At 72.6% G+C, this 24092-nt stretch carries 21 protein-coding genes and 1 pseudogene; 20 read left to right on the forward strand and 2 right to left on the reverse strand.

Annotation, left to right across the window (positions count from 1 at the left end; genetic code table 11):
- The first annotated feature begins 150 nt into the window (after positions 1 to 150).
- From Q9250_RS13485 to Q9250_RS13500, 4 genes are read left to right on the forward strand one after another with little or no spacing between them, the layout of a single operon-like run.
- Positions 151 to 1734, forward strand: coding sequence for a sensor histidine kinase (locus tag Q9250_RS13485; protein ID WP_306232397.1), 1584 nt, complete (start codon positions 151 to 153; stop codon positions 1732 to 1734).
- On the forward strand, positions 1731 to 2405 hold the full coding sequence (locus tag Q9250_RS13490; protein WP_306232398.1) for a response regulator: 675 nt from the start codon (positions 1731 to 1733) through the stop codon (positions 2403 to 2405). Before Q9250_RS13485 ends, Q9250_RS13490 begins: the two co-directional genes overlap by 4 nt.
- A gap of 60 nt (positions 2406 to 2465) precedes the next feature.
- A complete protein-coding gene (locus Q9250_RS13495) occupies positions 2466 to 2963 on the forward strand; it encodes a transporter substrate-binding domain-containing protein (protein WP_306232400.1) in 498 nt (165 codons plus the stop codon).
- Positions 2960 to 3943, forward strand: a complete 984-nt coding sequence (locus Q9250_RS13500; RefSeq protein ID WP_306232401.1) for a cation diffusion facilitator family transporter — start codon at positions 2960 to 2962, stop codon at positions 3941 to 3943. Before Q9250_RS13495 ends, Q9250_RS13500 begins: the two co-directional genes overlap by 4 nt.
- Positions 3944 to 3974: 31 nt before the next feature.
- Here the strand turns inward: Q9250_RS13500 and Q9250_RS13505 are convergent, their stop codons facing one another.
- A complete protein-coding gene (locus Q9250_RS13505) occupies positions 3975 to 4697 on the reverse strand; it encodes a VIT1/CCC1 transporter family protein (protein WP_306232402.1) in 723 nt (240 codons plus the stop codon).
- Between the two features lie 186 nt (positions 4698 to 4883).
- Between Q9250_RS13505 and sucC the strand changes: the two genes are divergently transcribed.
- The 5 genes from sucC (at position 4884) to Q9250_RS13530 (ending at position 9143) form a co-directional block, all read left to right on the forward strand.
- Entirely contained in the window at positions 4884 to 6050 is a 1167-nt protein-coding gene (gene sucC, locus Q9250_RS13510; protein WP_306232403.1) for an ADP-forming succinate--CoA ligase subunit beta, read from the forward strand.
- 11 nt (positions 6051 to 6061) lie between these two features.
- Entirely contained in the window at positions 6062 to 6961 is a 900-nt protein-coding gene (gene sucD / locus Q9250_RS13515; RefSeq protein ID WP_306232405.1) for a succinate--CoA ligase subunit alpha, read from the forward strand.
- A 121-nt stretch (positions 6962 to 7082) separates the two neighbouring features.
- Positions 7083 to 7271 (forward strand): hypothetical protein, encoded by a 189-nt coding sequence (locus tag Q9250_RS13520; protein ID WP_306232407.1) that lies wholly within the window; start codon positions 7083 to 7085, stop codon positions 7269 to 7271.
- A 57-nt stretch (positions 7272 to 7328) separates the two neighbouring features.
- A complete protein-coding gene (locus Q9250_RS13525) occupies positions 7329 to 8144 on the forward strand; it encodes an MBL fold metallo-hydrolase (RefSeq protein ID WP_306232409.1) in 816 nt (271 codons plus the stop codon).
- 159 nt (positions 8145 to 8303) lie between these two features.
- Positions 8304 to 9143 (forward strand): endonuclease domain-containing protein, encoded by an 840-nt coding sequence (locus tag Q9250_RS13530; RefSeq protein WP_306232410.1) that lies wholly within the window; start codon positions 8304 to 8306, stop codon positions 9141 to 9143.
- Positions 9144 to 9313: 170 nt separating this feature from the next.
- On the opposite strand, the gene Q9250_RS13535 is transcribed toward Q9250_RS13530, so the two are convergent.
- Positions 9314 to 11536, reverse strand: a complete 2223-nt coding sequence (locus Q9250_RS13535; RefSeq protein ID WP_306232411.1) for an NADP-dependent isocitrate dehydrogenase — start codon at positions 11534 to 11536, stop codon at positions 9314 to 9316.
- 146 nt (positions 11537 to 11682) lie between these two features.
- Here Q9250_RS13535 and Q9250_RS13540 point away from each other — a divergent pair, with 146 nt between their 5' ends.
- From Q9250_RS13540 to pyrF, 11 genes and pseudogenes are all read left to right on the forward strand, one after another.
- Complete coding sequence (locus Q9250_RS13540) at positions 11683 to 13326, forward strand: cell division protein PerM (RefSeq protein ID WP_306232412.1); 1644 nt, start codon at positions 11683 to 11685, stop codon at positions 13324 to 13326.
- 10 nt (positions 13327 to 13336) lie between these two features.
- Positions 13337 to 13978 carry a phosphoribosylglycinamide formyltransferase gene (gene purN / locus Q9250_RS13545; RefSeq protein ID WP_306232414.1) on the forward strand — a complete coding sequence of 214 codons (642 nt, stop codon included), beginning with the start codon at positions 13337 to 13339 and terminating at the stop codon, positions 13976 to 13978.
- Between the two features lie 9 nt (positions 13979 to 13987).
- A pseudogene (gene purH / locus Q9250_RS13550) lies at positions 13988 to 14602 on the forward strand (bifunctional phosphoribosylaminoimidazolecarboxamide formyltransferase/IMP cyclohydrolase); the annotation flags it as partial.
- Between the two features lie 18 nt (positions 14603 to 14620).
- Positions 14621 to 15217 carry an HNH endonuclease signature motif containing protein gene (locus Q9250_RS13555; protein ID WP_422665108.1) on the forward strand — a complete coding sequence of 199 codons (597 nt, stop codon included), beginning with the start codon at positions 14621 to 14623 and terminating at the stop codon, positions 15215 to 15217.
- A gap of 201 nt (positions 15218 to 15418) precedes the next feature.
- Positions 15419 to 16021, forward strand: a complete 603-nt coding sequence (gene pyrR / locus Q9250_RS13560; protein WP_306232415.1) for a bifunctional pyr operon transcriptional regulator/uracil phosphoribosyltransferase PyrR — start codon at positions 15419 to 15421, stop codon at positions 16019 to 16021.
- Positions 16018 to 16983, forward strand: coding sequence for an aspartate carbamoyltransferase catalytic subunit (locus Q9250_RS13565; protein WP_306232417.1), 966 nt, complete (start codon positions 16018 to 16020; stop codon positions 16981 to 16983). Before pyrR ends, Q9250_RS13565 begins: the two co-directional genes overlap by 4 nt.
- Positions 16980 to 18278 carry a dihydroorotase gene (locus Q9250_RS13570; protein WP_306232419.1) on the forward strand — a complete coding sequence of 433 codons (1299 nt, stop codon included), beginning with the start codon at positions 16980 to 16982 and terminating at the stop codon, positions 18276 to 18278. Before Q9250_RS13565 ends, Q9250_RS13570 begins: the two co-directional genes overlap by 4 nt.
- Entirely contained in the window at positions 18275 to 18811 is a 537-nt protein-coding gene (locus Q9250_RS13575; RefSeq protein WP_306232420.1) for a PH-like domain-containing protein, read from the forward strand. Before Q9250_RS13570 ends, Q9250_RS13575 begins: the two co-directional genes overlap by 4 nt.
- A complete protein-coding gene (gene carA, locus Q9250_RS13580; protein ID WP_306232421.1) occupies positions 18808 to 19983 on the forward strand; it encodes a glutamine-hydrolyzing carbamoyl-phosphate synthase small subunit in 1176 nt (391 codons plus the stop codon). Before Q9250_RS13575 ends, carA begins: the two co-directional genes overlap by 4 nt.
- A complete protein-coding gene (gene carB, locus Q9250_RS13585) occupies positions 19983 to 23255 on the forward strand; it encodes a carbamoyl-phosphate synthase large subunit (RefSeq protein ID WP_306232423.1) in 3273 nt (1090 codons plus the stop codon). The genes carA and carB overlap by 1 nt, the downstream gene beginning before the upstream one ends.
- Positions 23252 to 24091: an orotidine-5'-phosphate decarboxylase gene (pyrF, locus tag Q9250_RS13590; protein WP_306232424.1), complete on the forward strand. Its 840-nt coding sequence runs from the start codon at positions 23252 to 23254 to the stop codon at positions 24089 to 24091. Before carB ends, pyrF begins: the two co-directional genes overlap by 4 nt.
- The last annotated feature ends 1 nt before the right edge of the window (position 24092 follow it).

Below are 24092 nucleotides of genomic sequence, written 5' to 3' on the forward strand. Positions count from 1 at the left end.
GTGCCGAGTCGCGATCTGGTGCCGACGGTATTGGGGGCGGATGCGCGGGGTCGGGTTGTGGTCGAAAGGGAGCCTTTCGGTCGTTTCGGTCTTCGTGGGCAGGCGCCGCCCGTGCGATCCCGGCCTACGATGGCCGCTGTGAGACGGGCGATGACGCTGCGCACCCAGCTGGTGCTGCTGCAGAGCGCCATCATGCTGGTGGTGATCGTCGGATCGGGGATCGCGGCCGCCTGGCTGCAGGAGCGATCCCTGCGCGACGCCTACCTCGACCGCATGATCGGTGTCGCCTACTCCGTCGCGCAGCTGCCGACGGTGGTCGCCGCGTTCGAGGATCCGGACCCCGCCGCGGTCATCCAGCCGATCGCCGAGACGGTGAGGGAGGCATCCGACGTCACCTATGTGGTGGTGACGGATGTCGCAGGGATCCGCTTCTCGCACCCGAACCCCGAGCGCATCGGCGAGCTCGCCTCGACCGAGCCCGACGCGGCGGTGACGGGTGAGCTGTTCGTCGGCACGCAGACCGGCACGCTGGGCATCTCCTGGCGGGCGAAGGTGCCGGTGTTCGGCGCCGACGGCGAGATCCTCGGCCAGGTGTCGGTGGGCATCCTCGAGTCGGAGCTGCACGAGGACTGGCTGGAGGGCATCTGGATCCTCGGGCTCTGCCTCGCGGTCGCGGCGGTCGTGGGCGTCGTGCTCGCGAGCTGGGCGGCCGCGCACGTGCGGCGGCGCATCTACGGGCTCGAGCCCGAGGAGATCAAGTCGATGCTCGAGACGCGCAACGCCACCCTGCACGGCATCGGCGAGGGGCTCGTGGTGCTCGACGAGCGCGGCGCCATCGTGCTCTGCAACGACGCCGGCCTGCGGCTGCTCGGCCGGGAGCGCGGTGTCGACCTCACCGGCGTGCCCATCGGCGACGTGCTCGACGCCGACCTCGCGCCGCTGCTCGAGGACGCCGGAGAGCAGCAGCTCGTGCTCGCCGGGGAGCGGGTGCTCGTCGCTCGCGCCGACACCGTCGTGGTCGACGGGCGCAGCGTCGGCACCGTGCTGATCCTGCGCGACCGCACCGAGCTCGACGCCGCGCTGCGCGATCTCGCGGGCGCCCAGGGCATGACCGAGACGCTCCGTGCGCAGCAGCACGAGTTCGCCAACACCCTGCACACCCTCGGCGGGCTGCTCGAGCTGGGCGAGCGAGACGCCGCGATGGCGGTGATCGAGCGGGCCGGGGCGGGCGGGGCGCTGTCGTCGCTCGAGCCGACGCGCGGGGTGCTCGACCTGGAGGTGTCGGCGCTGCTGCTCGCGAAGCGGGCGCAGGCGCGGGAGGCGGGCGTCGAGCTGGTCGTGCGCCCTGAGTCGACGCTCGGCGTCGCCGATCCGGAGGTCGGCGCTGGCGACTGGGTGACGGTGCTCGGCAACCTGATCGACAATGCGCTGGATGCCTCCACGGGCGGCCGCGTCGAAGTCGCGATCGACGACGCGGTCACCTCGGAGGGCCGGGTCGTCACGATCGTCGTCGACGACGACGGGCCGGGTGTGCCGCCGGAGCGCCGCGGCGCGATCTTCGATGCGGAGGTGTCGACCAAGGCGCACCCCGCCGGGCTCGCGCGCGGCTACGGGCTGACGCTCGTGCGCCGCGTCGCGGAGCGGCTGGGCGGCACGGCGTCGGTCGAGGCGTCGCCGCTGGGCGGCGCGCGCTTCGTCGCGCGGCTGCCGGCGGCATCCGAGGTGCTGGCATGAGGCCGCTGCGGGCGCTGATCGTCGAGGACGACAAGGCTGTCGCTCTGGTGACGCGAGCCTTCGTCGAGCGGCACGGCGCCTTCGTGGTCGCGGGCGAGGCCGCCACCGGCAGGGCCGCGCTCGAGGCGCTCGACCTGATCCGCCCCGACCTGGTGCTGCTCGACGTGCACCTGCCCGACGCCTCCGGCATCGAGGTGCTGCGCATCGCGCGGGCGCGCGGCTTCGCGGGCGAGGTGGTGGCGGTCACCGCCGCGCGCGACCTCGAGACGGTGCGTGCAGCCCGGGCGTTCGGCGTGCGCCACTACCTGGTGAAGCCGTTCGGCATGGAGGCGATGCGCGAACGGCTCGAGGCGATCCGCGCCGAGATCGTGAGCGCGACGTCGCTGGCGACGCAGCCGCTCGACCAGCGCGCCGTCGACGCCATGCTGCGGCCGGGCGACGCCCAGCGCGCGACCTCGCAGGGCTCGCCGCTCACGCTCGACCGCGTCGCCGCGCTGCTCGACGGGGTCGAGGAGACCTGCAGCGCCACCGAGGTGGCGGAGGCGCTGGGCATGTCGCGCGTGAGCGCCCGCCGCTACCTCGAGCGGCTCGTGATCGAGGGCCGCGCAGCCGTGGCGCCCCGCTACGGCGGCACGGGCAGGCCGGAGCTGCGCTACAGCGCCCGCCGCTGACGGCTCCGCACGCAGCGGGCGCTCGGCACTCCGGGGGACGCTCGGTCTACGATGCGGCTCATGTGGGCATCACGGTCGGCGAGCGGCAGGGCGGTGCGCCTCGGGGCGCTCGCGATGTCTGCGTCGCTGCTGGCGGGCTGCGCGCTGATCGAGGCGATCCCCGCCGATCCCGACGGCACCCTCGAGACCGTCTCGGGCAGCGTGCTCGAGGTGGGCGTCTCGCCGAACCCGCCCTTCACCGACGTCAGCGGCGATGCGCCCGAGGGCACCGAGGTGACGCTGGTCGAGTCGTTCGCCGCCTCGATCGACGCAGAGATCTCCTGGACGGTCGCCGGCGAGGAGGAGCTGGTGCAGCAGCTCACGAACGGCGAGCTCGACCTGGTGATCGGCGGCATCACCGACCAGACGCCCTGGGTCACGCACGCGGCTCCGACGCGCGCCTATGCCGACACGGAGGAGGCCGACGGCTCGACCACGAAGCTCGTCATGCTCACGCCCATGGGCGAGAACGCCTTCCTCGCGGCGCTCGAGCGGCACCTCGACGAGGTGTCGCCGTGAGCCGCACCCTCGGCCGCATCGGCCGCACCGAGCTGCCGCCCGAGCAGGCCCACGCGCTGCGCAAGGCCAAGCGCGTGGAGTGGCTGAGCCTCGGCTACGCGGCGATCGCGATCACCCTCGTCGGCCTCGTGATGGGCGGCTCGCAGGCGATGCGCACCGCCTGGATCGAGGACATGCTCTCGACCGTCCCGCAGTTCGCGTTCCTCATCGCCCTCACGGTGATCCGCCGCCCGCCGGACCCGAAGCATCCGTACGGGTATCACCGCGCCATGGGCGTGGGGCACCTGGTCGCCGGCGTGGCGCTGCTCGCGGTCGGCGGCACGCTGGCCTTCGACGCGGTCGCCGGGCTGATCGCCGTGGAGCACCCCTCGATCGGCACGGTGCAGCTGTTCGGCACGACGATCTGGCTCGGCTGGCTGATGGTCGGCACGATCGTGCTGATCTCGGCGCCGCCCGTGATCCTCGGCATCGTGAAGATGCGGCTCGCGAAGCAGCTGCACAGCAAGCTGCTCTACGCCGACGCCGACATGATGCGCGCCGACTGGACGACCCACATCGGCTCGATCGTCGGCGTGCTCGGCGTGGGCATCGGCATCTGGTGGCTCGACAGCGCCGCGGCGCTCTTCATCTCGGTCGGCATCCTCTGGGACGGCGTGAAGAACACGCGCGCATCGGTGCTCGACCTCATGGACATGCGCGCCACGACGGTCGACCAGTCGGAACGCGAGCCGCTCATCCGCCGGATCGACGAGACGCTGCAGCGGCTGCCCTGGGTGGCGGATGCGGCCAGTCGCGTGCGCGACGAGGGTCACGTCTTCCACGTGGAGGCGTACGTGGTGCCGAAGCGGTCGAAGGTGCGGGTGACCGACGTCGATGCCGCGGTCGAGGAGGTGGTCGCCCTCGACTGGAGGGTGCAGGACGTCTCGGTCGCCGTGCTCAGCGAGCTGCCGACGCCGGAGCGGGAGATCCCGCCGCGCTGATGCGCCGCGCAGATCCGTGCCGCGTCGCCCGTCAGTGCACCGGCGAGTTGAACAGCGTGCCGATGAAGTAGGTCGCGGCGAGCGCGATCACGCCGCCGATCAGCACCCGGAACATGCCCTTGCGCTTGCCGGAGCCGCCGATGCGTGCGGAGAGGAGCCCGGTGAGCACCAGCGCGACGACGGTCGCGACGACGATCGGCCACGGCATCCAGCCCGCAGGCGAGAAGAGGGCGGCCAGCAGCGGCACGAGCGAGCCGAGCGTGAAGGCGAGGGCGGAGGCGAGCGCCGCCGACCACGGATTGTTGAGGTCCTCCGGGTCGAGCTTGTACTCGACGTCGAGGTGCGCGCGCAGCGGGTCGGCCGCGGTCAGCTCGACGGCCACCTGGTGCGCGGTGTCGGGGGCGAGGCCGCGCAGCTCGTACATGTGGGCGAGCTGGTCGACCTGCTCGTCGGGCTGCGCGACCAGCAGGGCCTGCTCGCGGCGGATCGCCGCTCGCTCGCTGTCGCGCTGCGACGAGACCGAGACGTACTCGCCGACGCCCATCGAGAAGGCACCGGCGACCAGCGCCGCCACGCCCGCCGTGAGGATGCCCGCGAACGAGGTGCCCGCACCGGCGACGCCGACCATGAGCGCCGAGGTCGAGACGATGCCGTCGTTGGCCCCGAGCACACCGGCGCGCAGCCAGTTGAGCTTCGAGGTCATCGACTCGACCGGCGGCGGCAGGTCGGGACGGCGTTGCAGAGCGGGATCCATCGGGCTTCCTCCTGCCACCATCGTCGACCGTCCCGGAGGGCGCCGCAAGCAAGGCGAGGCTGTCGCGAAAGCGGCAAGAAAGCCGAATCTTCGGCGTTCGGGCGGCCGAAATCGAGAGGACGGCCATGCGCGTCGGACTAGGCTTGGCGAGGCGAATCCCCCACCAACACACGGATTGGATCACGCGTGGATCTTTACGAGTACCAGGCAAGGGACCTGTTCGAGCAGCACGGCGTTCCCGTGCTGCGAGGCATCACCGCTGACACCCCCGAGCAGGCCGAGGCAGCAGCCACGGAGCTCGGCGGCGGTGTCGTCGTGGTGAAGGCACAGGTCAAGACCGGCGGACGAGGCAAGGCGGGCGGCGTGAAGCTCGCCAAGAGCCCCGCCGAGACGAAGGACGCGGCAGCGGCCATCCTCGGCCTCGACATCAAGGGGCACACCGTGCACCGCGTGATGGTCGCCGAGGGCGCAGCGATCAAGGAGGAGTACTACTTCTCGGTGCTGCTCGACCGCGCGAACCGCTCCTACCTGGCCATGTGCTCGTACGAGGGCGGCATGGAGATCGAGCAGCTGGCGGAGGAGCGCCCCGAAGCGCTCGCCAGGGTCGAGGTCGACCCGGCAGTCGGCATCGACGCCGCCAAGGCCGAGGAGATCGTGCGCGCCGCGAGCTTCCCCGACGAGCTCGTCGCGAAGATCGCCCCCGTGCTCGTGAAGCTCTACGACGTCTTCGTCAAGGAGGACGCCACCCTCGTCGAGGTGAACCCGCTCGTGCTCACCGAGGCCGGCGAGATCATCGCGCTCGACGGCAAGATCACCCTCGACGAGAACGCCGAGTTCCGCCAGGAGGGCCACGCGGCACTCGAGGACAAGGCGGCCGCCGACCCGCTCGAGGCGAAGGCCAAGGAGTCCGACCTCAACTACGTCAAGCTCGACGGCCAGGTGGGCATCATCGGCAACGGCGCTGGCCTCGTCATGTCGACGCTCGACGTCGTCGCCTACGCGGGCGAGCGCCACGGTGGTGTGAAGCCCGCGAACTTCCTCGACATCGGTGGCGGCGCATCCGCTCAGGTCATGGCCGCAGGCCTCGACGTCATCCTCAACGACACCGACGTCAAGAGCGTGTTCGTCAACGTCTTCGGCGGCATCACCGCCTGCGACGAGGTCGCCAACGGCATCGTCAAGGCGCTCGAGATCCTCGGTGACGAGGCCTCGAAGCCGCTGGTCGTGCGCCTCGACGGCAACAACGTCGAGGAGGGTCGCAAGATCCTCGCCGACGCCGCGCACCCGCTGGTGACGGTCGTGGACACGATGGACGAGGCTGCCGACAAGGCCGCCGAGCTGGCTGCGGCGTAAGGGAGCAAGACATGTCGATCTACCTCAACAAGGACACCAAGGTCATCGTCCAGGGCATCACCGGCGGCGAGGGCTCGAAGCACACCGCCCGCATGCTCGCGGCCGGCACCCAGGTCGTCGGCGGCGTGAACGCGCGCAAGGCCGGCACCACCGTCTCGCACGTCGCGCAGGACGGCTCGCAGGTCGAGCTGCCCGTCTTCGCCTCGGTCGCCGAGGCCATGGCCGAGACCGGCGCCGACGCGTCGATCGTCTTCGTGCCGCCGGCCTTCGCCAAGGACGCCGTCGTCGAGGCCGTCGATGCCGGCATCGAGCTGCTCGTGGTCATCACCGAGGGCATCCCCGTGCAGGACTCTGCCGAGTTCTGGGCGCACGCCAAGGCCAAGGGCACGACCCGCATCATCGGCCCGAACTGCCCCGGCATCATCACGCCGGGCGAGTCGCTCGTCGGCATCACGCCCGCGAACATCACCGGCAAGGGCCCCATCGGCCTCGTCTCGAAGTCGGGCACGCTGACCTACCAGATGATGTTCGAGCTGCGCGACATCGGCTTCTCGACCGCCATCGGCATCGGCGGCGACCCGATCATCGGCACCACGCACATCGACGCCCTCGAGGCGTTCGAGGCCGACCCCGAGACCAAGGCGATCGTCATGATCGGCGAGATCGGCGGCGACGCCGAGGAGCGCGCTGCCGACTACATCAAGGCGCACGTGACGAAGCCGGTCGTCGGCTACGTCGCCGGCTTCACGGCGCCCGAGGGCAAGACGATGGGCCACGCCGGCGCGATCGTCTCCGGCTCGTCGGGCACCGCCGAGGCCAAGAAGGTCGCCCTCGAGGCGGCCGGCGTCAAGGTCGGCAAGACGCCGTCCGAGACGGCCCGCCTCATGCGAGAGGTCATCGAGTCGCTCTGAGCTGACCGCACGTGACGCAGGGCCCCGGCTTCGGTCGGGGCCCTGCGTCGTCTCGCGACCATCTCGGGGCGTGCAGGCGCGAGGGCTAGGGTGGGCCCACCTGACGCGAGCGGAGGACGACATGAGCCATCACGACGACCACCAGCACGACCACGACGCCGGCGACGACGGCACGAAGAAGCCCGGCGGCCTCGGTGACGACGGCACCATCCCGAACGAGCCCGACGGGCTGGGCGCCACCACCACCGACGAGGAGTCGACCTTCGAGCCCGAGGAGGACGAGCAGGCCGACCCCGACCTGCCCTCCTGACGCACCCCGGGGCACGAGGCCTCGCGCGAGTGCCCGGTGCGGGTGCAGAGTGAGCGCATGACGATCCTCTGCGCGACCTGCGGCGTCGAGACCGCCGAGCCGCTGCCTGCCGAGACGTGTCGCATCTGCGAGGACGAGCGGCAGTGGGTGCCGCTGCACGGGCAGGTGTGGACGAGCGTCGAGGAGCAGGTCGCCGGCGGGATGCACATCGACATCGTCGAGCTCGAGCCGGACAGCTGGGCGCTCACCTCGGATCCCGCGGCCGGCATCGGGCAGCGCTCGATCCTCGTGCAGACCGAGCGCGGCAACCTGCTGTGGGATCCGCTCGGCACCATCACCGACGACGCCGTCGAGCAGGTGCGCGAGCTCGGCGGGCTGGCCTTCGTGGCCGCCTCGCATCCGCACATGTTCGGCGTGCAGTGCGCGTGGGCGGACGCGCTCGACGCGACCGTGCTCGTCAACCGGCGGGACGCATCCTGGGTCGTCCGACCCCACGACCGCATCAGGCTGTGGGACGGCGAGGTCGACCTGCTGCCGGGGGTGCGGCTGATCCGCTTCGGCGGGCACTTCCCGGGCGCGGCGGTGGCGCTGTGGGAGCGGGGGAGCGACGGCGAGGGCTCGCTGCTCGCCGGCGACACGATGCAGCCGAAGCCCGACCGCGAGAGCGTCGGCTTCATGCGCTCGTACCCCAACAACATCCCGCTGTCGGCGGGCGTGGTGCAGCGGCTGGCGAAGCAGGCCGCCGGGCTGCGGTTCCGGCGCGTGTACGGCAACATCGGCGGCCAGGTGATCGAGGACGGCCCGGCCGCGATCGCGCACAGCGCCCAGCGCCACATCGACTGGGTGACGGGCGTGCACGACGCGTTGACGTAGTCGGCGCTCGCTGGGGTGCCGCCCGGAGCATCTCGGTGGCACAGCAGCTCGGGCTGGATGCTGCAGCCGGGGTGGCGGAGCGAGCGAGAAGCTCCGGTCGTCCACAGGGGCAGCGCCGCCGCCGACGGCGGGCGCGGCCGACCTGGCACGGTGCGCGGCATGACCGCAGCCTTCGTCTCCGACGTGCGCACCACCGAGCAGCTGACCTGCGACGGCTGGAGCAAGTGGCAGATCGAGCGCGCCTTGCGCGACGGCTCCTTGGTGAGGGTGCGCCCGGGGTGGTTCGCGGAGCCCGGCGGAGCCGACGAGGCGGTCGTCGCCGCCGTGACGGCGGGCGGATGCGTCTCGTGCTTCAGCGCGCTGCGCATCCACGGCGTGTGGGTGCCCGAGCACAAGGAGCGGCATGTGCGGCTGGCGCCGCACCGGCGCACGCGGAAGGACCCGGGATGCCGCCCGTTCGGGAAGCGGGTCGCCGTGCTCGGCGCGGTCGACGGTCTCGAGGTGGCGTTCCGCTGCGTGCTTCGCTGCGGGAGCAGTGAGGAGATCGTCGTCGTGATCGACTCCATCCTGCAGCGCCGACTGGCGACCCCCGCGCAGGTCGAGAGCTGGATGCGCAGCGCTCCGGCTCGCATCCGTTCGCTGTTGGCGGTCGCCGACGCGAAGTCGGAGTCGGGCTCGGAGTCGATGGTGCGCTTCCGGCTGCGGTCGCTGCAGATCGCCACCCGCATCCAGGTGCGCGTGATGCAGGGCACCCGCGTCGACCTGCTCATCGGCGACCGGCTCATCATCGAGTGCGACAGCCGGGAGCACCACACCGATGAGCAGGCCTACGAGAGCGATCGCCGCAGGGACCGCAGACTCGTGGCACGCGGCTACATCGTGCTGCGGCTCTCGTATCGGCAGATCCACGACGAATGGCCCGACATCGAGCGCGACATCCTCGCCGTCATCCGCCGCGGTGGCCATCGCTGGCCGCGCCGCCGGAAGATGTCGGTCTGAGCACGGCTCGGCCGGGACTATCCCACCCGAGTGGCTCTGCCGTCGAGATCCTCCGGGGTGCTCGACGAAAGGCGCCGGACGGCGACGGCTGAGCACCCGGGATCCGCCGGCGGGAGCCGCTCCGGGAACGACGAAGGCCCGGCCGGAGCCGGGCCTTCGAGGCGCTGCGTCTACGGGCGCAGGTGCGCCAGGATCGCGTTCAGCGACGCGCTCGGGCGCATCGCGGCATCCGCCAGCTCGTTGTCGATGCGGTAGTAGCCGCCCAGCTCGACCGGGCTGCCCTGCACGTCGAGCAGCTCGCGCTCGATCGTCTCGGTCTGCGCGACCAGCTGCTCGGCGACGGGCCCGAAGGTCTGCGCCAGGTCGGCGTCGTCGGTCTGCGCCGCGAGCTCCTCGGCCCAGTAGCGGGCGAGCCAGAAGTGGCTGCCGCGGTTGTCGATCTCGCCGACCTTGCGCGACGGCGACTTGTTCTCGTTCAGGAACGAGCCCGTCGCGGCGTCGAGCGTCTCGGCCAGCACGCCGGCGCGGGCGTTGCCGGTCGACTCCGACAGGTGGCGGAACGACTCGGCCAGCGCCATGAACTCGCCGAGCGAGTCCCAGCGCAGGTGGTTCTCCTCGACGAGCTGCTGCACATGCTTCGGGGCAGAGCCGCCGGCGCCCGTCTCGAACAGGCCGCCGCCGTTCAGCAGCGGCACCACCGACAGCATCTTGGCCGAGGTGCCCAGCTCGAGGATCGGGAACAGGTCGGTGTTGTAGTCGCGCAGCACGTTGCCGGTCACCGAGATGGTGTCCTCACCGCGGCGGATGCGCTCGATCGACAGCTTCGTCGCCTCGACGGGGCTGAGGATCGTGATCTGCAGGCCCTCGGTGTCGTGCCCCGCGAGCTCCTCCTCCACCTTCTTGATGAGCTCCGCGTCGTGGGCGCGCGCCTTGTCGAGCCAGAAGACCGCGGGGGTCGACGAGGCGCGGGCGCGCGTGACCGCGAGCTTCACCCAGTCGCGCACCGGCACGTCCTTCGTCTGGCAGGCGCGCCAGATGTCGCCGACCTCGACGTCGTGCGCCATGAGCACGTCGCCGGCGCCGTTCAGCACCTCGACGCGGCCGGCGCGCTCGATGCGGAACGTCTTGTCGTGCGAGCCGTACTCCTCGGCCTTCTGCGCCATCAGGCCGACGTTCGGCACCGAGCCCATGGTGGTCGGGTCGAAGGCGCCGTTGGCCTGGCAGTCCTCGATGACGACCTGGTAGATGCCGGCGTACGAGGAGTCGGGGATGACCGCGAGCGTGTCGGCCTCCTCGCCGTCGGGGCCCCACATGTGGCCCGACTGGCGGATCATCGCGGGCATGGATGCGTCGACGATGACGTCGGAGGGCACGTGCAGGTTCGTGATCCCGCGGTCGGAGTTGACCATGGCGAGTCGCGGGCCGTCGGCGATGCCGTCCTCGATCGCCTTGCGCACGCCGGCCGCGGTCGACTCGTCGAGCTCGGAGAGGCCGGAGAGGATCGAGGCGAGCCCGTTCTCGGGGGAGAGGCCGGCCTCGTCGAGCTGGGCGCCGTACTGCTCGAACACGGCGGGCAGGAACGCGCGCACGACGTGACCGAAGATGATCGGGTCGGAGACCTTCATCATCGTCGCCTTGAGGTGGGCGGAGAAGAGCACGTGCTCGTCGCGGGCGCGCTTGACCTGCTCGAGCAGGAACGCGTCGAGCGCCTTCGCCGACATGTAGGTGGCGTCGACGATCTCGCCGGCGAGCACCTTCAGGCCGTCCTTGAGCACGGTGGTCTCGCCGTCGGCGCCGACCAGGCGGATCTGCAGCACGTCGTCGGCGGGCAGCGTGACCGACTGCTCGTTGGCGCGGAAGTCGCCGGCGCTCATCGTCGCGACCGCGGTCTTCGAGTCGGCGGTCCAGGCGCCCATCGAGTGCGGGTGCTTGCGGGCGTACTCCTTCACCGAGCGCGGCGCGCGGCGGTCGGAGTTGCCCTCGCGGAGCACCGGGTTGACGGCGGATCCCTTGATGGCGTCGTAGCGGGCGCGCACCTCGCGGTCGTCATCGCTCTCGACCTCGTCGGGGTAGTCGGGCAGCGCGATGCCCTTGGCCTGCAGCTCCTCGACGGCCGCCTTCAGCTGCGGCACCGATGCCGAGATGTTCGGCAGCTTGATGATGTTGGCCTCGGGCGTCTTGGCGAGGTCGCCGAGCTCTGCCAGGGCGTCGGCCTCCTGCTGGTCGGCGGGCAGCCGGTCGGCGAAGGCGGCGACGATGCGGCCGGCCAGCGAGATGTCGCGGCGCTCGACCTCGACGTCGGCGGCGGCGGCGAACGCCTCGACGATCGGCAGGAGCGAATGCGTCGCGAGCATCGGCGCCTCGTCGGTGTACGTGTAGATGATCTTGGCCATGCGGCTCGAACCCCTCGCGGTCTCGGATGGACGGCGGCCGCGAGTGCGTGCGCGAACCGCGCCGTGCCTGCCTAACCTACCGCGAGCCCGCGCGTGCGCCGCGCGCCGGGGAGGTCGAGGGCGGATGCGTCGATAGGGTTCCAGCCGTGCGTCGCGTGTGGGCCGGGTTCGGCCAGGCAGTGGAGTCCGCCGCCATCGCGGTGGTCGGGCTCGTGCTGTGCGCCCTCGTGCTGCTGGCCGTCTGGGGCATCGACCAGGACTTCGCCGGCGACCCGCTGCTGCAGTGGCGGGTGGCGGTCGACGCCTGGATGCTCGGGCACGGCGTCGACCTGCGCGTCGAGCTGGGCAGCGATGCCGTGATCGCGCTCGGCCTCGAGGCCGCCAGCCGTCCCTTCGTGATCACGCTCGGGGCCTGGGGCATCGGCCTGCTCACCTTCTGGCTGCACTGGCGCTCCGGCAGCCGCGTCGCCGAGCTGCCCACGATCGACGCCGCCGTCGCGACGGTCTGCGGCGCCGTCGCCACCGGGCTCGTCGGCCTGCTGGCGGCCGTCAGCGCGCAGCACCCGAACGCATCCCCCGATCTCGTGCAGGCGTTCGCGCTCCCCGCGCTCGTCGCCCTGCTGGGCATGACGTCGGCGATCCTGCGCGTGCACGGCCACGCGTGGCTGCACCTGGCGGCGCGCGCGCTGACGGTCGAGTCGCGCTGGCTGCGCCCGATCCGCGCGGCGCTGCGCACCGGCCTCGGCGGCGCGGTCGCCGTGCTGGGCGTCGGCGGCCTGATCGTCGGGCTCGGCCTGCTCGTGCGCTTCACCGACGGGCTGCTGCTCATGGAGTCGCTCGAGGTCACGCACCTGGGCGTCGTCGTGCTGTTCCTGCTGCAGCTCGCGCTCGCGCCCGTCGCGGTCGTCTGGGCGGCGTCGTGGGCGATCGGCCCCGGCTTCATGCTCGGCGCCGGCTCGAGCGTCTCGCCGCTCGGCACCGACCTCGGGCCAGTGCCGGCGCTGCCGCTGCTCGCCGCCATCGACCCCGCCGCGGCGCCGTGGATGCTGATCGTCGTGGCGCTGCCGGTGCTCGCCGCGGTGGTCGTCGGCGCCTTCGCGCGGCAGACGATCCTGGCCGGCACGACCGACGAGCCCGTGCACTGGTGGGAGCTCGCGATCGCGGGCGTCGGCGGCGGCGTGCTGGCCGGTGCGCTGCTGGGCGTCGCCGCGATGCTGGCCTCCGGCGCCATGGGGCCCGGCCGCCTCGACGAGGCCGGCCCCGACGCGGTGCTGGTGGCCGCCTGGGGCGCGCTCGAGGTGGCCGTGGGCCTCGTGATCGGGCTCACGGCCGGCGGTCGCGGCGCCGGAGAGCTCGCCGGGGTCGCGTCGCCGCTGGCTGCCGAGGGCGAGGGGTCGTCGATGCGCGACTTCTTCGGGCTGGGCGCGAGCCGCGAGGCAGGCGCTGACGCGGACGACGAGGGGGCGGATGCGTCGGGTCGCGTCCTCGACGCCGACCACCCGACCGAGGCGGTGGCGCCGCTGCCGGGCGAGCAGCCGACCGAGGCGGTGGCGCCGCTGCCGGGCGAGCAGCCGACCGAGGCGGTCGACCCGCTGCCGGGCGGGACGGCACCGGTCGTGACGGTCTCGGCGGAGGATCGCACCATCACGCAGGCTGTCGACCCGCTGCCGGCCGCGGCCGGCGATGCGGCTGCCGGCGACCCCGACGCGAGCGACGACCAGGCCGAGCCGGCGAGCGTGGGCGAGCCGACGCATCCGACCCCGGACGACCCGGAACGCACGCAGAAGTAGGATGGACGGCGTGCTGCGCCTCGTCGTCCTCGTCTCCGGCAGCGGCACCAACTTCGCCGATCTGCTCCAGCGCACGACGGCGGGGCTCGTGCCTGCCGAGATCGTCGCCGTCGGCGCCGACCGCGACTGCGGCGGCATCGACACGGCGGCGGCCGCCGGCATCCACACCTTCGTCGAGCCCTTCGCGGCGCCCCGCGAGGCCTGGTCGGAGCGCATCGCCGACCGCATCGCCGAGCACCGGCCCGACCTCGTCGTGCTCTCGGGCTTCATGCGGCTGCTCTCCGCCGGCGCCGTTGCGCGCTTCGAGCCCGCGATCCTCAACACGCACCCGGCCTACCTGCCGGAGTTCCCCGGCGCCCACGGGGTGCGCGACGCCATCGCCGGCGGCGCGACCCAGACGGGCGCGAGCGTCATCATCGTCGACAGCGGCGTCGACACCGGGCCGATCCTCGCGCAGCGGCGCGTGCCGATCCTGCACGACGACACCGAGGCGACCCTCCACGACCGCATCAAGGTCGTCGAGCGCGAGCTGCTGGCGAGCGTCATCACGCGCATCGCCGACGGCAGCCTCGACCTCGCAGACCCGGGCCGCCCGCCCGTGCCCCAGCGCCCGGCGATCGCCGATGCAGCCCCGACCGACCCGACAGCGTAAGGAACCCCAGTGAGCGGACCCCAGCACGACCCGAGCCTCTACCGCGACCGCGACCAGGTGTCCTTCAGGCGCGCGCTGCTCTCGGTGAGCGACAAGTCGGGCATCGTCGAGCTCGGCCGGGCGCTCGCGGCCGCCGGCGTCGAGCTCGTGTCGACCGGCTCGACCGCGAAGATGCTGGCGGATGCGGGCCTGGCGGTCACCGAGGTCGCCTCCGTCACGGGGTTCCAGGAGGCGCTCGACGGCCGCGTGAAGACGCTGCACCCGGCGATCCACGCGGGCCTGCTGGCCGATCTGCGGCTCGAGCACCACGAGGCGCAGCTGGCCGAGCTCGGCATCGCGCCCTTCGAGCTCGTGGTCGTCAACCTCTACCCGTTCGTCGAGACGGTGCGCTCCGGCGCCGCCGACGCCGACGTGGTCGAGCAGATCGACATCGGCGGCCCCGCGATGGTGCGCGCCTCGGCGAAGAACCACGCGAACGTGGCCATCGTCACCGACCCGCGCATCTACCCGCTGATCGCGAAGGCCGCGGGCTCGGGGCTGACGCTCATGCAGCGCCGGGCGCTCGCGCGCGACGCGTTCGCGCACACCGCCGCCTACGACCGCGCCGTCGCGCGCTGGTTCGCGGGCGAGCCGGTCGACGAGGTGCCGGTCGCGGCGCCCGCTGCCGCGCCGGTGCGCGCGCAGGCTGCGGCGCAGCCTGCAGCGCACTCCAGCGCACAGCCCGCCACGGTCGTCTGGGAGCGGCTGTTCCTCCACCCGGTCACCGGCCTGCCGATCACGGTCGACACCTACCAGCCCAACCGCGCGCAACGCCGTCTGCTGCGCGCCCGCGACGGCCACTGCCGCTGGCCCGGCTGCGCCAACCCCGTCTCCCGCGCCGACGTCGACCACACGAAGGACTTCGCGAAGGGCGGCATGACCACCCTGTCGAATCTCGCGCACCTGTGCCGACGCCACCACACGATGAAGCACGCCACCCGCTGGACCGTCCGGCAGCTGCCCGACGGGGTACTCGAATGGACCAGCCCGCTCGGCGACATCCACCGCGACGAACCCGAACCGCAGGGCCCACGCTTCGCCGACACGCCCGCCTGGGACCCGCGGGAGAGCTCCTGGGAGATCCCGATCGGCATCGTCGCCCCACCCGGCCCCGACGAACCACCCTGGGTCTACGGCAAGACCTGGGCAGCCTGGGCACCACCGGACGCGCCGCCGGAAGGACCAGCACCAGCCGCGTGAAGGGCCGGACGGCAGGGGGTCGATCGCCACGCAGCCCCCGCAACGTCCCCGGACATCCATCGAGCGTGCGGCGCCGCCAGCATCGGTCGCGGCGCACGGCTGGTCGACGCATGCACTCCGCCGGTCACGCCACAGGGGAGTAGACTGGAGCCAATCAGACAACCTTGAAGCCCGTCCCGTGAGGCGGAGAAGGGAGTCCTCTTGACTCAGCCCGGAACCGGTGTGGGCGGCACGACCGCGCGCACCGTGCTCGGCGCCGACGAGATCGCCAGGGCCCTCACGCGCATCGCGCACGAGATCCTCGAGGCCAATCAGGGGCCCGACGACCTCGTCCTGCTCGGCATCCCGACGCGGGGCGTGCACCTCGCGCAGCGCCTCGCCGATCGCCTCGGCGACATCGCCGGCATCGACTTCGGCCCGCGCGTCGGCGCCCTCGACGTCACCATGCACCGCGACGACCTCCGCGGCCGGCCCACGCGCGCATCGCAGCCCACGCGCATCCCCGCCGACGGCGTCGACGGCAAGACCGTCGTGCTCGTCGACGACGTGCTCTACTCCGGCCGCACCATCCGCGCCGCCCTGGATGCGCTCGCCGACCTCGGCCGCCCGCGGGCAGTGCGGCTGGCGGTGCTCGTCGACCGCGGTCACCGCGAGCTGCCGATCCGCGCGGACTCGGTGGGCAAGAACCTGCCCAGCGCCCGCAGCGAGCACGTCTCGATCCTGCTCGACGAGGTCGACGGCCGCGACGCAGTCACCATCGAGGATCGCGCCCAGGGCACCCCGGCCGAGGGCGGCACCGCATGAAGCACCTGCTGACCGCGGCCATGCCCCGCGACGAGGCGATCGCCCTGCTCGACCTCGCCGAGGACATGCACCAGATCCAGGACCGCGAGGTGAAGAAGCTGCCCGCTCTGCGCGGCCGCACCGTCGTCAACCTGTTCTTCGAGGACTCCACGCGCACCCGCTCGTCGTTCGAGATCGCCGGCAAGTGGCTCTCGGCCGACGTCATCAACGTCTCGGGCAAGGGCTCGAGCGTGTCCAAGGGCGAGTCGCTGCGCGACACCGGCCTCACGATCGCCGCGATGGGCGTCGACGGCGTCGTGGTGCGCTCCGGTGCTTCCGGCGCCCCGGCGCTGCTCGCCGATTGGATCGGCCGACCGGTCGTCAACGCCGGCGACGGCACCCACGAGCACCCCACGCAGGCGCTCCTCGACGCCTTCGCGCTCCGCCGTCGGATCCACGGCGACGCCGCGCGCGGCAAGGGCCTCGACGGCGTGCGCATCGCGATCGTCGGCGACATCGCCCACTCGCGCGTCGCCCGCTCGAACGCGCTGCTGCTGCCGGCGCTCGGCGCCGAGGTCACGCTCGTTGGCCCCGCCGCGTTCCTGCCGGTCGCGGCCGCCGACGGCACACGGCTCGGCGTGCGCGCCGAGACCGACCTCGACCTGGTGCTCGACGAGCAGCCGGATGCGCTGATGCTGCTGCGCGTGCAGCTCGAGCGGCAGGGCGGTCACGTCGCGCCCAGCCCCGCCGAGTACATCACCGGCTGGTCGCTCACCGACGAGCGCCTCGCCCGCGTGCCGGAGGCGACCCTGCTGCACCCGGGGCCCATGAACCGCGGCCTCGAGATCTCGAGCCGCGCGGCCGACTCCGACCGCTCCACCATCCTCGAGCAGGTCACCGCCGGCGTCTCCGTGCGCATGGCGGTGCTCTACTCGCTCCTCGCATCCGACCACCCATCGTCCGACAACGGAGGCGCCCGATGACGACGCTGCTCACCGGCGCCGCCGTCCTCGGCGGCGCGCCCCGCGACCTCGCGATCGACGGCGGGGTGCTCGTCGACCCCGCCACGATCGACCCCGCGACCACCGACCGCGACGGCGTCGAGGTCGTGGACGCATCCGGCCTCATCGCCCTGCCGGGGCTCGTCGACCTGCACACGCACCTGCGGCAGCCCGGTGGCGAGCAGGCAGAGACGATCGCCAGCGGCGTGCGCGCCGCGGCAGTCGGCGGCTACACGTGCGTGTTCGCGATGGCCAACACGAACCCCGTCGCCGACACGCCCGCCGTCGTCGAGCAGGTGCACCGGCTCGGGCTCGACGCCGGCCTCGCCACCGTGCGGCCGATCGGCGCCGTCACAGTGGGCCTCGCGGGGGAGCGGCTCGCCGACATGACCATGCTGGCCCGCAGCGCCGCCCGCGTCACCGTCTTCAGCGACGACGGCAAGTGCGTCGCCGACGCCGAGCTCATGCGCCGAGCCCTCGAGCACGCCGCCTCGCTCGGCGCGGTCGTCGCGCAGCACGCGCAGGACCCGGCGCTCACCCGCGGCTCGGTCATGCACGAGAGCCCGCTCGCCGCCGAGCTCGGCCTCACCGGCTGGCCCTCGGTCGCCGAGGCGTCGATCGTCGCCCGCGACGCGATGCTCGCCGAGGCCACCGGCGCCCGGCTGCACGTCTGCCACGTGTCGACCCGCGAGACCGTCGAGGTGGTGCGCGCCGCGAAGGCTCGCGGCATCGCGATCACGGCCGAGGTGACGCCCCACCACCTGCTGCTCACCGAGGAGCTCGTGCGCTCCTACGACGGCCGCTTCAAGGTCAACCCGCCGCTGCGCGCCGAGCGCGACGTGCAGGCGCTGCGCGAGGCCCTCGCCGACGGCACGATCGACATCGTCGCCACCGACCACGCCCCGCACGCCCCCGAGGCGAAGCAGACGGCGTTCGCGGATGCGGCGTTCGGCATGGTCGGGCTGGAGACGGCGCTCGGGGTGGTGCAGCAGGCGATGGTCGAGACCGGGCTGCTCGACTGGGCCGGCGTCGCGCGCGTCATGTCGACCGCTCCCGCCGCGATCGGCCGGGAGCCCGGCTACGACGCGCCGCTCGAGATCGGCTCGCCCGCGCACGTCGTGCTGATCGACCCGGCGGCGCGCGCCGTGGTCGAGACGGGGCACCTCAAGGGGCGCTCGGCGAACTCGCCGTTCCTGGGCGTCGAGCTGCCCGGCCGCGTGCTGCACGTCTGGCACGGCGGCCGCCGCACCGTCGCCGCAGGAGAGGTGGTCGCATGACCAAGGAGCTGTTCGCGCTGCTGAGCGCCGGGTTCGTCGCGCTGCTCGCGCTGGCCGCGGTGCTCGGCATCCTCGCCAAGCGACGACGCCAGCGCGACATCGAGGCGCCGCTGCCCTGGATCGACGCGGCGCTGATCGATGCCGTGCCGACGCTCGTGGTCGACGCGCTCTACGTCGCCACCAGCCGCGCCGGCGACCCCTACCAGCGCATCTTCGCGCACGGCCTCGGCTTCCGTGGCCGCACGCAGCTCGCGATCGACGCGACCGGCGTGCAGCTGGTCGCCGACCGTCGCGAGATGCGCATCCCCGCAGACCGCATCCGCGGCGTCTCGCGGGCCACCTGGACGATCGATCGCGTCGTCGAGCCCGGCGGGATCATCGTGATCGCGCACACCCTCGGCGCCGACGTCGACACGTACCTCCGCATCATCGGCGACGACACCGCCGCATTCGAGGCGCTCAGCGCGCTCGCCCCCGCTGCCCCTGCCGACCCGCAGGGCACCGACGGGCACAAGGAAGGAGCCACATCATGACCGCAGCAGCACCCGCCGCCCTCGTGCTCGAGGACGGCACGATCTACCGAGGCAGCGCCTACGGCGCCGCAGGCGTCGCGCTCGGCGAAGCCGTCTTCGCCACCGGCATGACCGGCTACCAGGAGACGCTCACCGACCCCTCGTACGCCGGCCAGATCGTCGTGCAGACCGCGCCGCACATCGGCAACACCGGCGTGAACGCCGAGGACGCCGAGTCGCGCCGCGCCTGGCCCAGCGGCTACGTCGTGCGCGCCGCCAGCCGCGTCGTCTCCAACTGGCGCGCCGACGAGAGCCTCGAGGCGCAGCTCGAGCGCGACGGCATCGTCGGCATCGCCGGCGTCGACACCCGCGCCATCACGCGCCGCCTCCGCAGCGTGGGCTCCATGCGCGCCGGCGTCTTCTCCGGCGACGCGCTCGTCGACGACGATGCGATGCTCGCCTCCGTGCGCGAGAGCCCCCAGATGGCCGGCCGCAGCCTCGCCGAGACCGTCACCACGCCCGAGGCCTACACGCTGCCCGCGCTGCCTGCTCCTGGCGCCGACGAGGCCGACCCGATCGGCACGCTCGCCGTCCTCGACCTCGGTGTGAAGGCATCCACCCTCCGGTATCTGCGCGAGCAGGGCTTCGACCTGGTCGTGCTGCCGCAGAGCGCCACCCTCGACGAGGTGCTGGCGCACGAGCCCGTCGCCGCGTTCTACTCGAACGGCCCCGGCGACCCCGCCGCGAGCGAGAGCCAGGTCGTGCTGCTGCAGGGCCTGCTGCGCCGCGACCTGCCGTTCTTCGGCATCTGCTTCGGCAACCAGCTGCTCGGCCGCGCGCTCGGCTTCGGCACGTACAAGCTGCCCTTCGGCCACCGCGGCATCAACCAGCCGGTGCTCGACAGGACCACGGGCCGCGTCGAGATCACCAGCCAGAACCACGGCTTCGCCGTCGACGCCGCGATCGACCAGGAGCTGGTCAGCCCGGCAGGCTTCGGCCGCGTCGAGGTGAGCCACTTCTCGCTCAACGACGACGTGGTCGAGGGCCTCCGCGCGCTCGACATCCCGGCGTTCAGCGTGCAGTACCACCCCGAGTCCGCCGCGGGCCCGAACGACGCCCGCCACCTCTTCTCCCGCTTCCGCGAGCTCGTGCTCGAGCACCGCGCGGGCACCTCGACCAAGGAGGCCAACTGATGCCCAAGCGCGACGACATCCGCTCCGTCCTCGTCATCGGCTCCGGACCGATCGTCATCGGCCAGGCAGCCGAGTTCGACTACTCGGGCACCCAGGCCTGCCGCGTGCTGCGCGAGGAGGGCGTGCGCGTCATCCTCGTCAACTCGAACCCGGCGACGATCATGACCGACCCCGACTTCGCCGACGCGACGTACATCGAGCCGATCACGCCCGAGGTGATCGAGACGATCATCATCAAGGAGCGCCCCGACGCGATCCTGCCCACCCTCGGCGGCCAGACCGCGCTGAACGCCGCGATCGCGCTGCACGAGCAGGGCATCCTCGCCCGCCACGGCGTCGAGCTCATCGGCGCCAAGGTCGAGGCGATCCAGCGCGGCGAGGACCGCCAGCTGTTCAAGCAGCTGGTGCTCGACGCCGGCGCCGACGTGGCCTCGAGCACCATCGCCCGCAACGTCGACGAGGCGCTCGCCTTCGCCGAGGAGTACGGCTACCCGGTGGTCGTGCGCCCCTCGTTCACCATGGGCGGCCTCGGCTCCGGCTTCGCGCACGACGAGCGGGAGCTGCGCCGCTTCGTGGGCGACGGCATCCACTCGTCGACCATCGGCGAGGTGCTGCTCGAGGAGTCGATCCTCGGGTGGAAGGAGTACGAGCTCGAGCTCATGCGCGACACCGCCGACAACACGGTGGTCGTCTGCTCGATCGAGAACGTCGACGCCGTCGGCGTGCACACCGGCGACTCGATCACGGTCGCGCCGGCCCTCACCCTCACCGACCGCGAGTACCAGCGGCTGCGCGACATCGGCATCGACATCATCCGGCGCGTCGGTGTCGACACGGGCGGCTGCAACATCCAGTTCGCGGTCGACCCGTCGAACGGACGCATCATCGTCATCGAGATGAACCCGCGCGTGTCGCGCTCGAGCGCGCTCGCCTCGAAGGCGACCGGCTTCCCGATCGCCAAGATCGCCGCGAAGCTCGCGCTCGGCTACCGCCTCGACGAGATCCCCAACGACATCACGAAGGTCACGCCGGCGTCGTTCGAGCCCGCGCTCGACTACGTCGTGGTGAAGGTGCCGCGCTTTAACTTCGAGAAGTTCCCGGCGGCGGATGCGACCCTCACGACGACCATGAAGTCGGTCGGTGAGGCGATGGCCATCGGCCGCACCTACACGCAGGCCCTGCAGAAGGCGCTGCGCTCGCTCGAGAAGCGGGGCTCCTCCTTCCACTGGGAGGGCGAGCCCGGCGACGCCGCGGCGCTCCTCGAGGTCGCGAGCGTGCCCACCGACGGCCGCATCGTGACGCTGCAGCAGGCGCTGCGGGCCGGTGCCACGGTCGCCCAGGCGCACGAGGCGACGGGCATCGACCCGTGGTTCCTCGACCAGATGGTGCTCATCAACGAGGTGGCCGAGACGATCCGCGGCGGCGACCTCGATGAGGAGCTGCTGCGGCTCGCCAAGGAGCACGGCTTCTCGGACTCGCAGATCGCGCAGCTGCGCGGCCTCGAGGAGCAGGCGGTGCGCGAGGCGCGCTGGGCCGCCGGCGTGCGCCCCGTCTACAAGACCGTCGACACCTGCGCGGGGGAGTTCCCCGCCGAGACGCCCTACCACTACTCGAGCTATGACCTCGAGACCGAGGTGGCACCCTCCGATCGTCGCAAGGTGATCATCCTCGGCTCCGGCCCGAACCGCATCGGCCAGGGCATCGAGTTCGACTACTCGTGCGTGCACGCCTCGTTCGCGCTCTCCGACGCGGGCTTCGAGACGGTCATGGTCAACTGCAACCCGGAGACCGTCTCGACCGACTACGACACCAGCGACCGGCTCTACTTCGAGCCGCTCACGCTCGAGGACGTGCTCGAGATCGTGCACGTCGAGCAGGCGTCCGGCGAGCTCGTGGGCGTGATCGTGCAGCTCGGCGGCCAGACGCCGCTCGGCCTCGCGCGCGGCCTCGAGGCCGCCGGCGTGCCGATCCTCGGCACCACGCCCGACGCGATCGACGCGGCCGAGGAGCGCGGACTCTTCCAGCGCATCCTCGACGACGCCGGCCTCGTCGCCCCCCGCAACGGCATCGCGACGACCGAGGAGCAGTCGATCGAGATCGCCGAGCGCATCGGCTACCCGGTGCTCGTGCGCCCCTCGTTCGTGCTCGGCGGCCGCGGCATGGAGATCGTCTACGACACGGCGGGCCTGCGCGGCTACTTCGACCGCATCGCCGGCCACGGCATCGTGAGCGCGAGCGCCCCGCTGCTCGTCGACCACTTCCTCGACGACGCGATCGAGATCGACGTCGACGCCATCTACGACGGCGAGGAGCTCTACGTGGGCGGCATCCTCGAGCACATCGAGGAGGCCGGCATCCACTCGGGCGACTCGTCGTGCACCCTGCCGCCGGTCGGCCTCGGCCGCGCGCAGCTGCTCGAGATCCGCGACGCGACGCTCCGCATCGCCGAGGGCCTCGACGTGCGCGGACCCATCAACGTGCAGTTCGCCTACAGCGCCGGCGTGCTCCACGTGATCGAGGCGAACCCGCGCGCGAGCCGCACGGTGCCGTTCGTGGCGAAGGCGCTCGGCACCCCGATCGCCAAGGCCAACGCCCGGGTGCTCGCCGGTGCGACGATCGCCGAGCTGCGCGCCGAGGGCATGCTGCCCGAGGTGGATGGCACGATCCTGCCGATCGACTCGCCGGTCGCGGTGAAGGAGGCCGTGCTGCCCTTCCGCCGCTTCCGCACCGCCGACGGGCAGATGGTCGACTCGCTGCTCGGCCCCGAGATGCGCTCGACGGGCGAGGTGATGGGCATCGACCGCGACTTCCCGACCGCGTTCGCGAAGAGCCAGGCCGCGGCCTACGGCGGCCTGCCCACCTCGGGCACGGTGTTCGTCTCGCTCTCCGACCGCGACAAGCGCCAGGCCGTGCTGCCCGTGCACCGCCTGCAGCAGCTCGGCTACCGCATCGTCGCGACCATCGGCACCGCCGAGGTGCTTGCGCGCAACGGCATCCGGGTCGAGACGGTGCGCAAGCACTCCGAGACCGGTGACGGCCCGTCGATCGTCGACCTCATCGATGCCGGCGAGATCGACATCATCATCAACACGCCCACCGGCGGCATGGCTCGCGCCGACGGCTACGAGATCCGCGCCGCGACGGTCGCCGCCGACAAGGCGCTGTTCACGACGGTGTCGCAGCTGGGCGCCGCGGTCGCGGCCGTCGAGGCGGCTCGCGAGCCCTTCGAGGTGACGAGCCTGCAGGAGTACCACGCGCGGCGGACGGCGTGACCTTTCTCGAGCGCCTGCACGCAGCCGTCGCCGAGCGCGGCGCGCTGTGCGTGGGCATCGACCCGCACCCGGCGCTGCTCGCGGGGTGGGGCGCCGGCTACGAGATCGAGGGGGCGGATGCGTCCGGTGCGGCCGTGCAGGCGCTCGAGCGCTTCGGCCGCACGGTCGTCGAGGCCGCCGCGGGCCGCGTCGCGGTGGTCAAGCCGCAGGTGGCGCTGTTCGAGGCGCACGGGTCGGCGGGCATGCTGGCCCTCGAGCGGGTGCTGGCCGAGGCGCGGGGCGCCGGCCTGCTGGTGATCGCCGACGCGAAGCGCGGTGACATCGGCTCGACGAACGCCGGCTACGCCGATGCGTGGCTGCGCGCGGGCTCGCCGCTCGAGGCCGACGCGCTGACCGTCAGCCCGTACCTCGGCGTCGGTGCCCTCGACGGACTGCTCGCGACTGCGGAGGCGGCCGGCAAGGCCGTGTTCGTGCTCGCGGCGACCTCGAACCCGGAGGCGGCCGAGCTGCAGCTGGCCCGGCTGCCCGACGGCCGCACCGTCGCGGCGGCGGTCGCCGACGCCGTGGCCGAGCGCAACGCGCGCACCGGCGCCGGGCACGGGCTGGTCATCGGCGCGACGCTCGACCGCACCGCCTACGGGCTGGAGCCCACGGCATCCACCCCCGTGCTCGCGCCCGGCTTCGGCGCGCAGGGCGCGAGCCTGGCGGCGCTGCACGAGCTCTTCCCGGCCGACGCGCTCGTGCTCGCGAGCGCGAGCCGCAGCATCCTGCAGGCCGGGCCGCAGCGGCTGGCCGACGCGATCGATGCGGCGCGAGCCGAGCTGCCGACCCGATGAC

The sequence above is a fragment of the Agrococcus beijingensis genome (assembly GCF_030758955.1).
In the GTDB taxonomy this organism is placed as follows: Bacteria; Actinomycetota; Actinomycetes; order Actinomycetales; family Microbacteriaceae; genus Agrococcus; species Agrococcus beijingensis.

Bases quoted from the DNA above. Each gene is read 5' to 3' on its own strand.
- Q9250_RS13575 (WP_306232420.1), top strand. From the start codon at position 18,275: ATGACCAAGGAGCTGTTCGCGCTGCTGAGCGCCGGGTTCGTCGCGCTG.
- Q9250_RS13495 (WP_306232400.1), top strand. From the start codon at position 2,466: ATGTGGGCATCACGGTCGGCGAGCGGCAGGGCGGTGCGCCTCGGGGCG.
- Q9250_RS13535 (WP_306232411.1), bottom strand. From the start codon at position 11,536: ATGGCCAAGATCATCTACACGTACACCGACGAGGCGCCGATGCTCGCG.
- Q9250_RS13485 (WP_306232397.1), top strand. From the start codon at position 151: ATGACGCTGCGCACCCAGCTGGTGCTGCTGCAGAGCGCCATCATGCTG.
- Q9250_RS13490 (WP_306232398.1), top strand. From the start codon at position 1,731: ATGAGGCCGCTGCGGGCGCTGATCGTCGAGGACGACAAGGCTGTCGCT.
- carB (WP_306232423.1), top strand. From the start codon at position 19,983: ATGCCCAAGCGCGACGACATCCGCTCCGTCCTCGTCATCGGCTCCGGA.
- Q9250_RS13530 (WP_306232410.1), top strand. From the start codon at position 8,304: ATGACCGCAGCCTTCGTCTCCGACGTGCGCACCACCGAGCAGCTGACC.
- Q9250_RS13520 (WP_306232407.1), top strand. From the start codon at position 7,083: ATGAGCCATCACGACGACCACCAGCACGACCACGACGCCGGCGACGAC.
- sucD (WP_306232405.1), top strand. From the start codon at position 6,062: ATGTCGATCTACCTCAACAAGGACACCAAGGTCATCGTCCAGGGCATC.
- Q9250_RS13505 (WP_306232402.1), bottom strand. From the start codon at position 4,697: ATGGATCCCGCTCTGCAACGCCGTCCCGACCTGCCGCCGCCGGTCGAG.
- Q9250_RS13525 (WP_306232409.1), top strand. From the start codon at position 7,329: ATGACGATCCTCTGCGCGACCTGCGGCGTCGAGACCGCCGAGCCGCTG.
- Q9250_RS13565 (WP_306232417.1), top strand. From the start codon at position 16,018: ATGAAGCACCTGCTGACCGCGGCCATGCCCCGCGACGAGGCGATCGCC.
- carA (WP_306232421.1), top strand. From the start codon at position 18,808: ATGACCGCAGCAGCACCCGCCGCCCTCGTGCTCGAGGACGGCACGATC.
- Q9250_RS13570 (WP_306232419.1), top strand. From the start codon at position 16,980: ATGACGACGCTGCTCACCGGCGCCGCCGTCCTCGGCGGCGCGCCCCGC.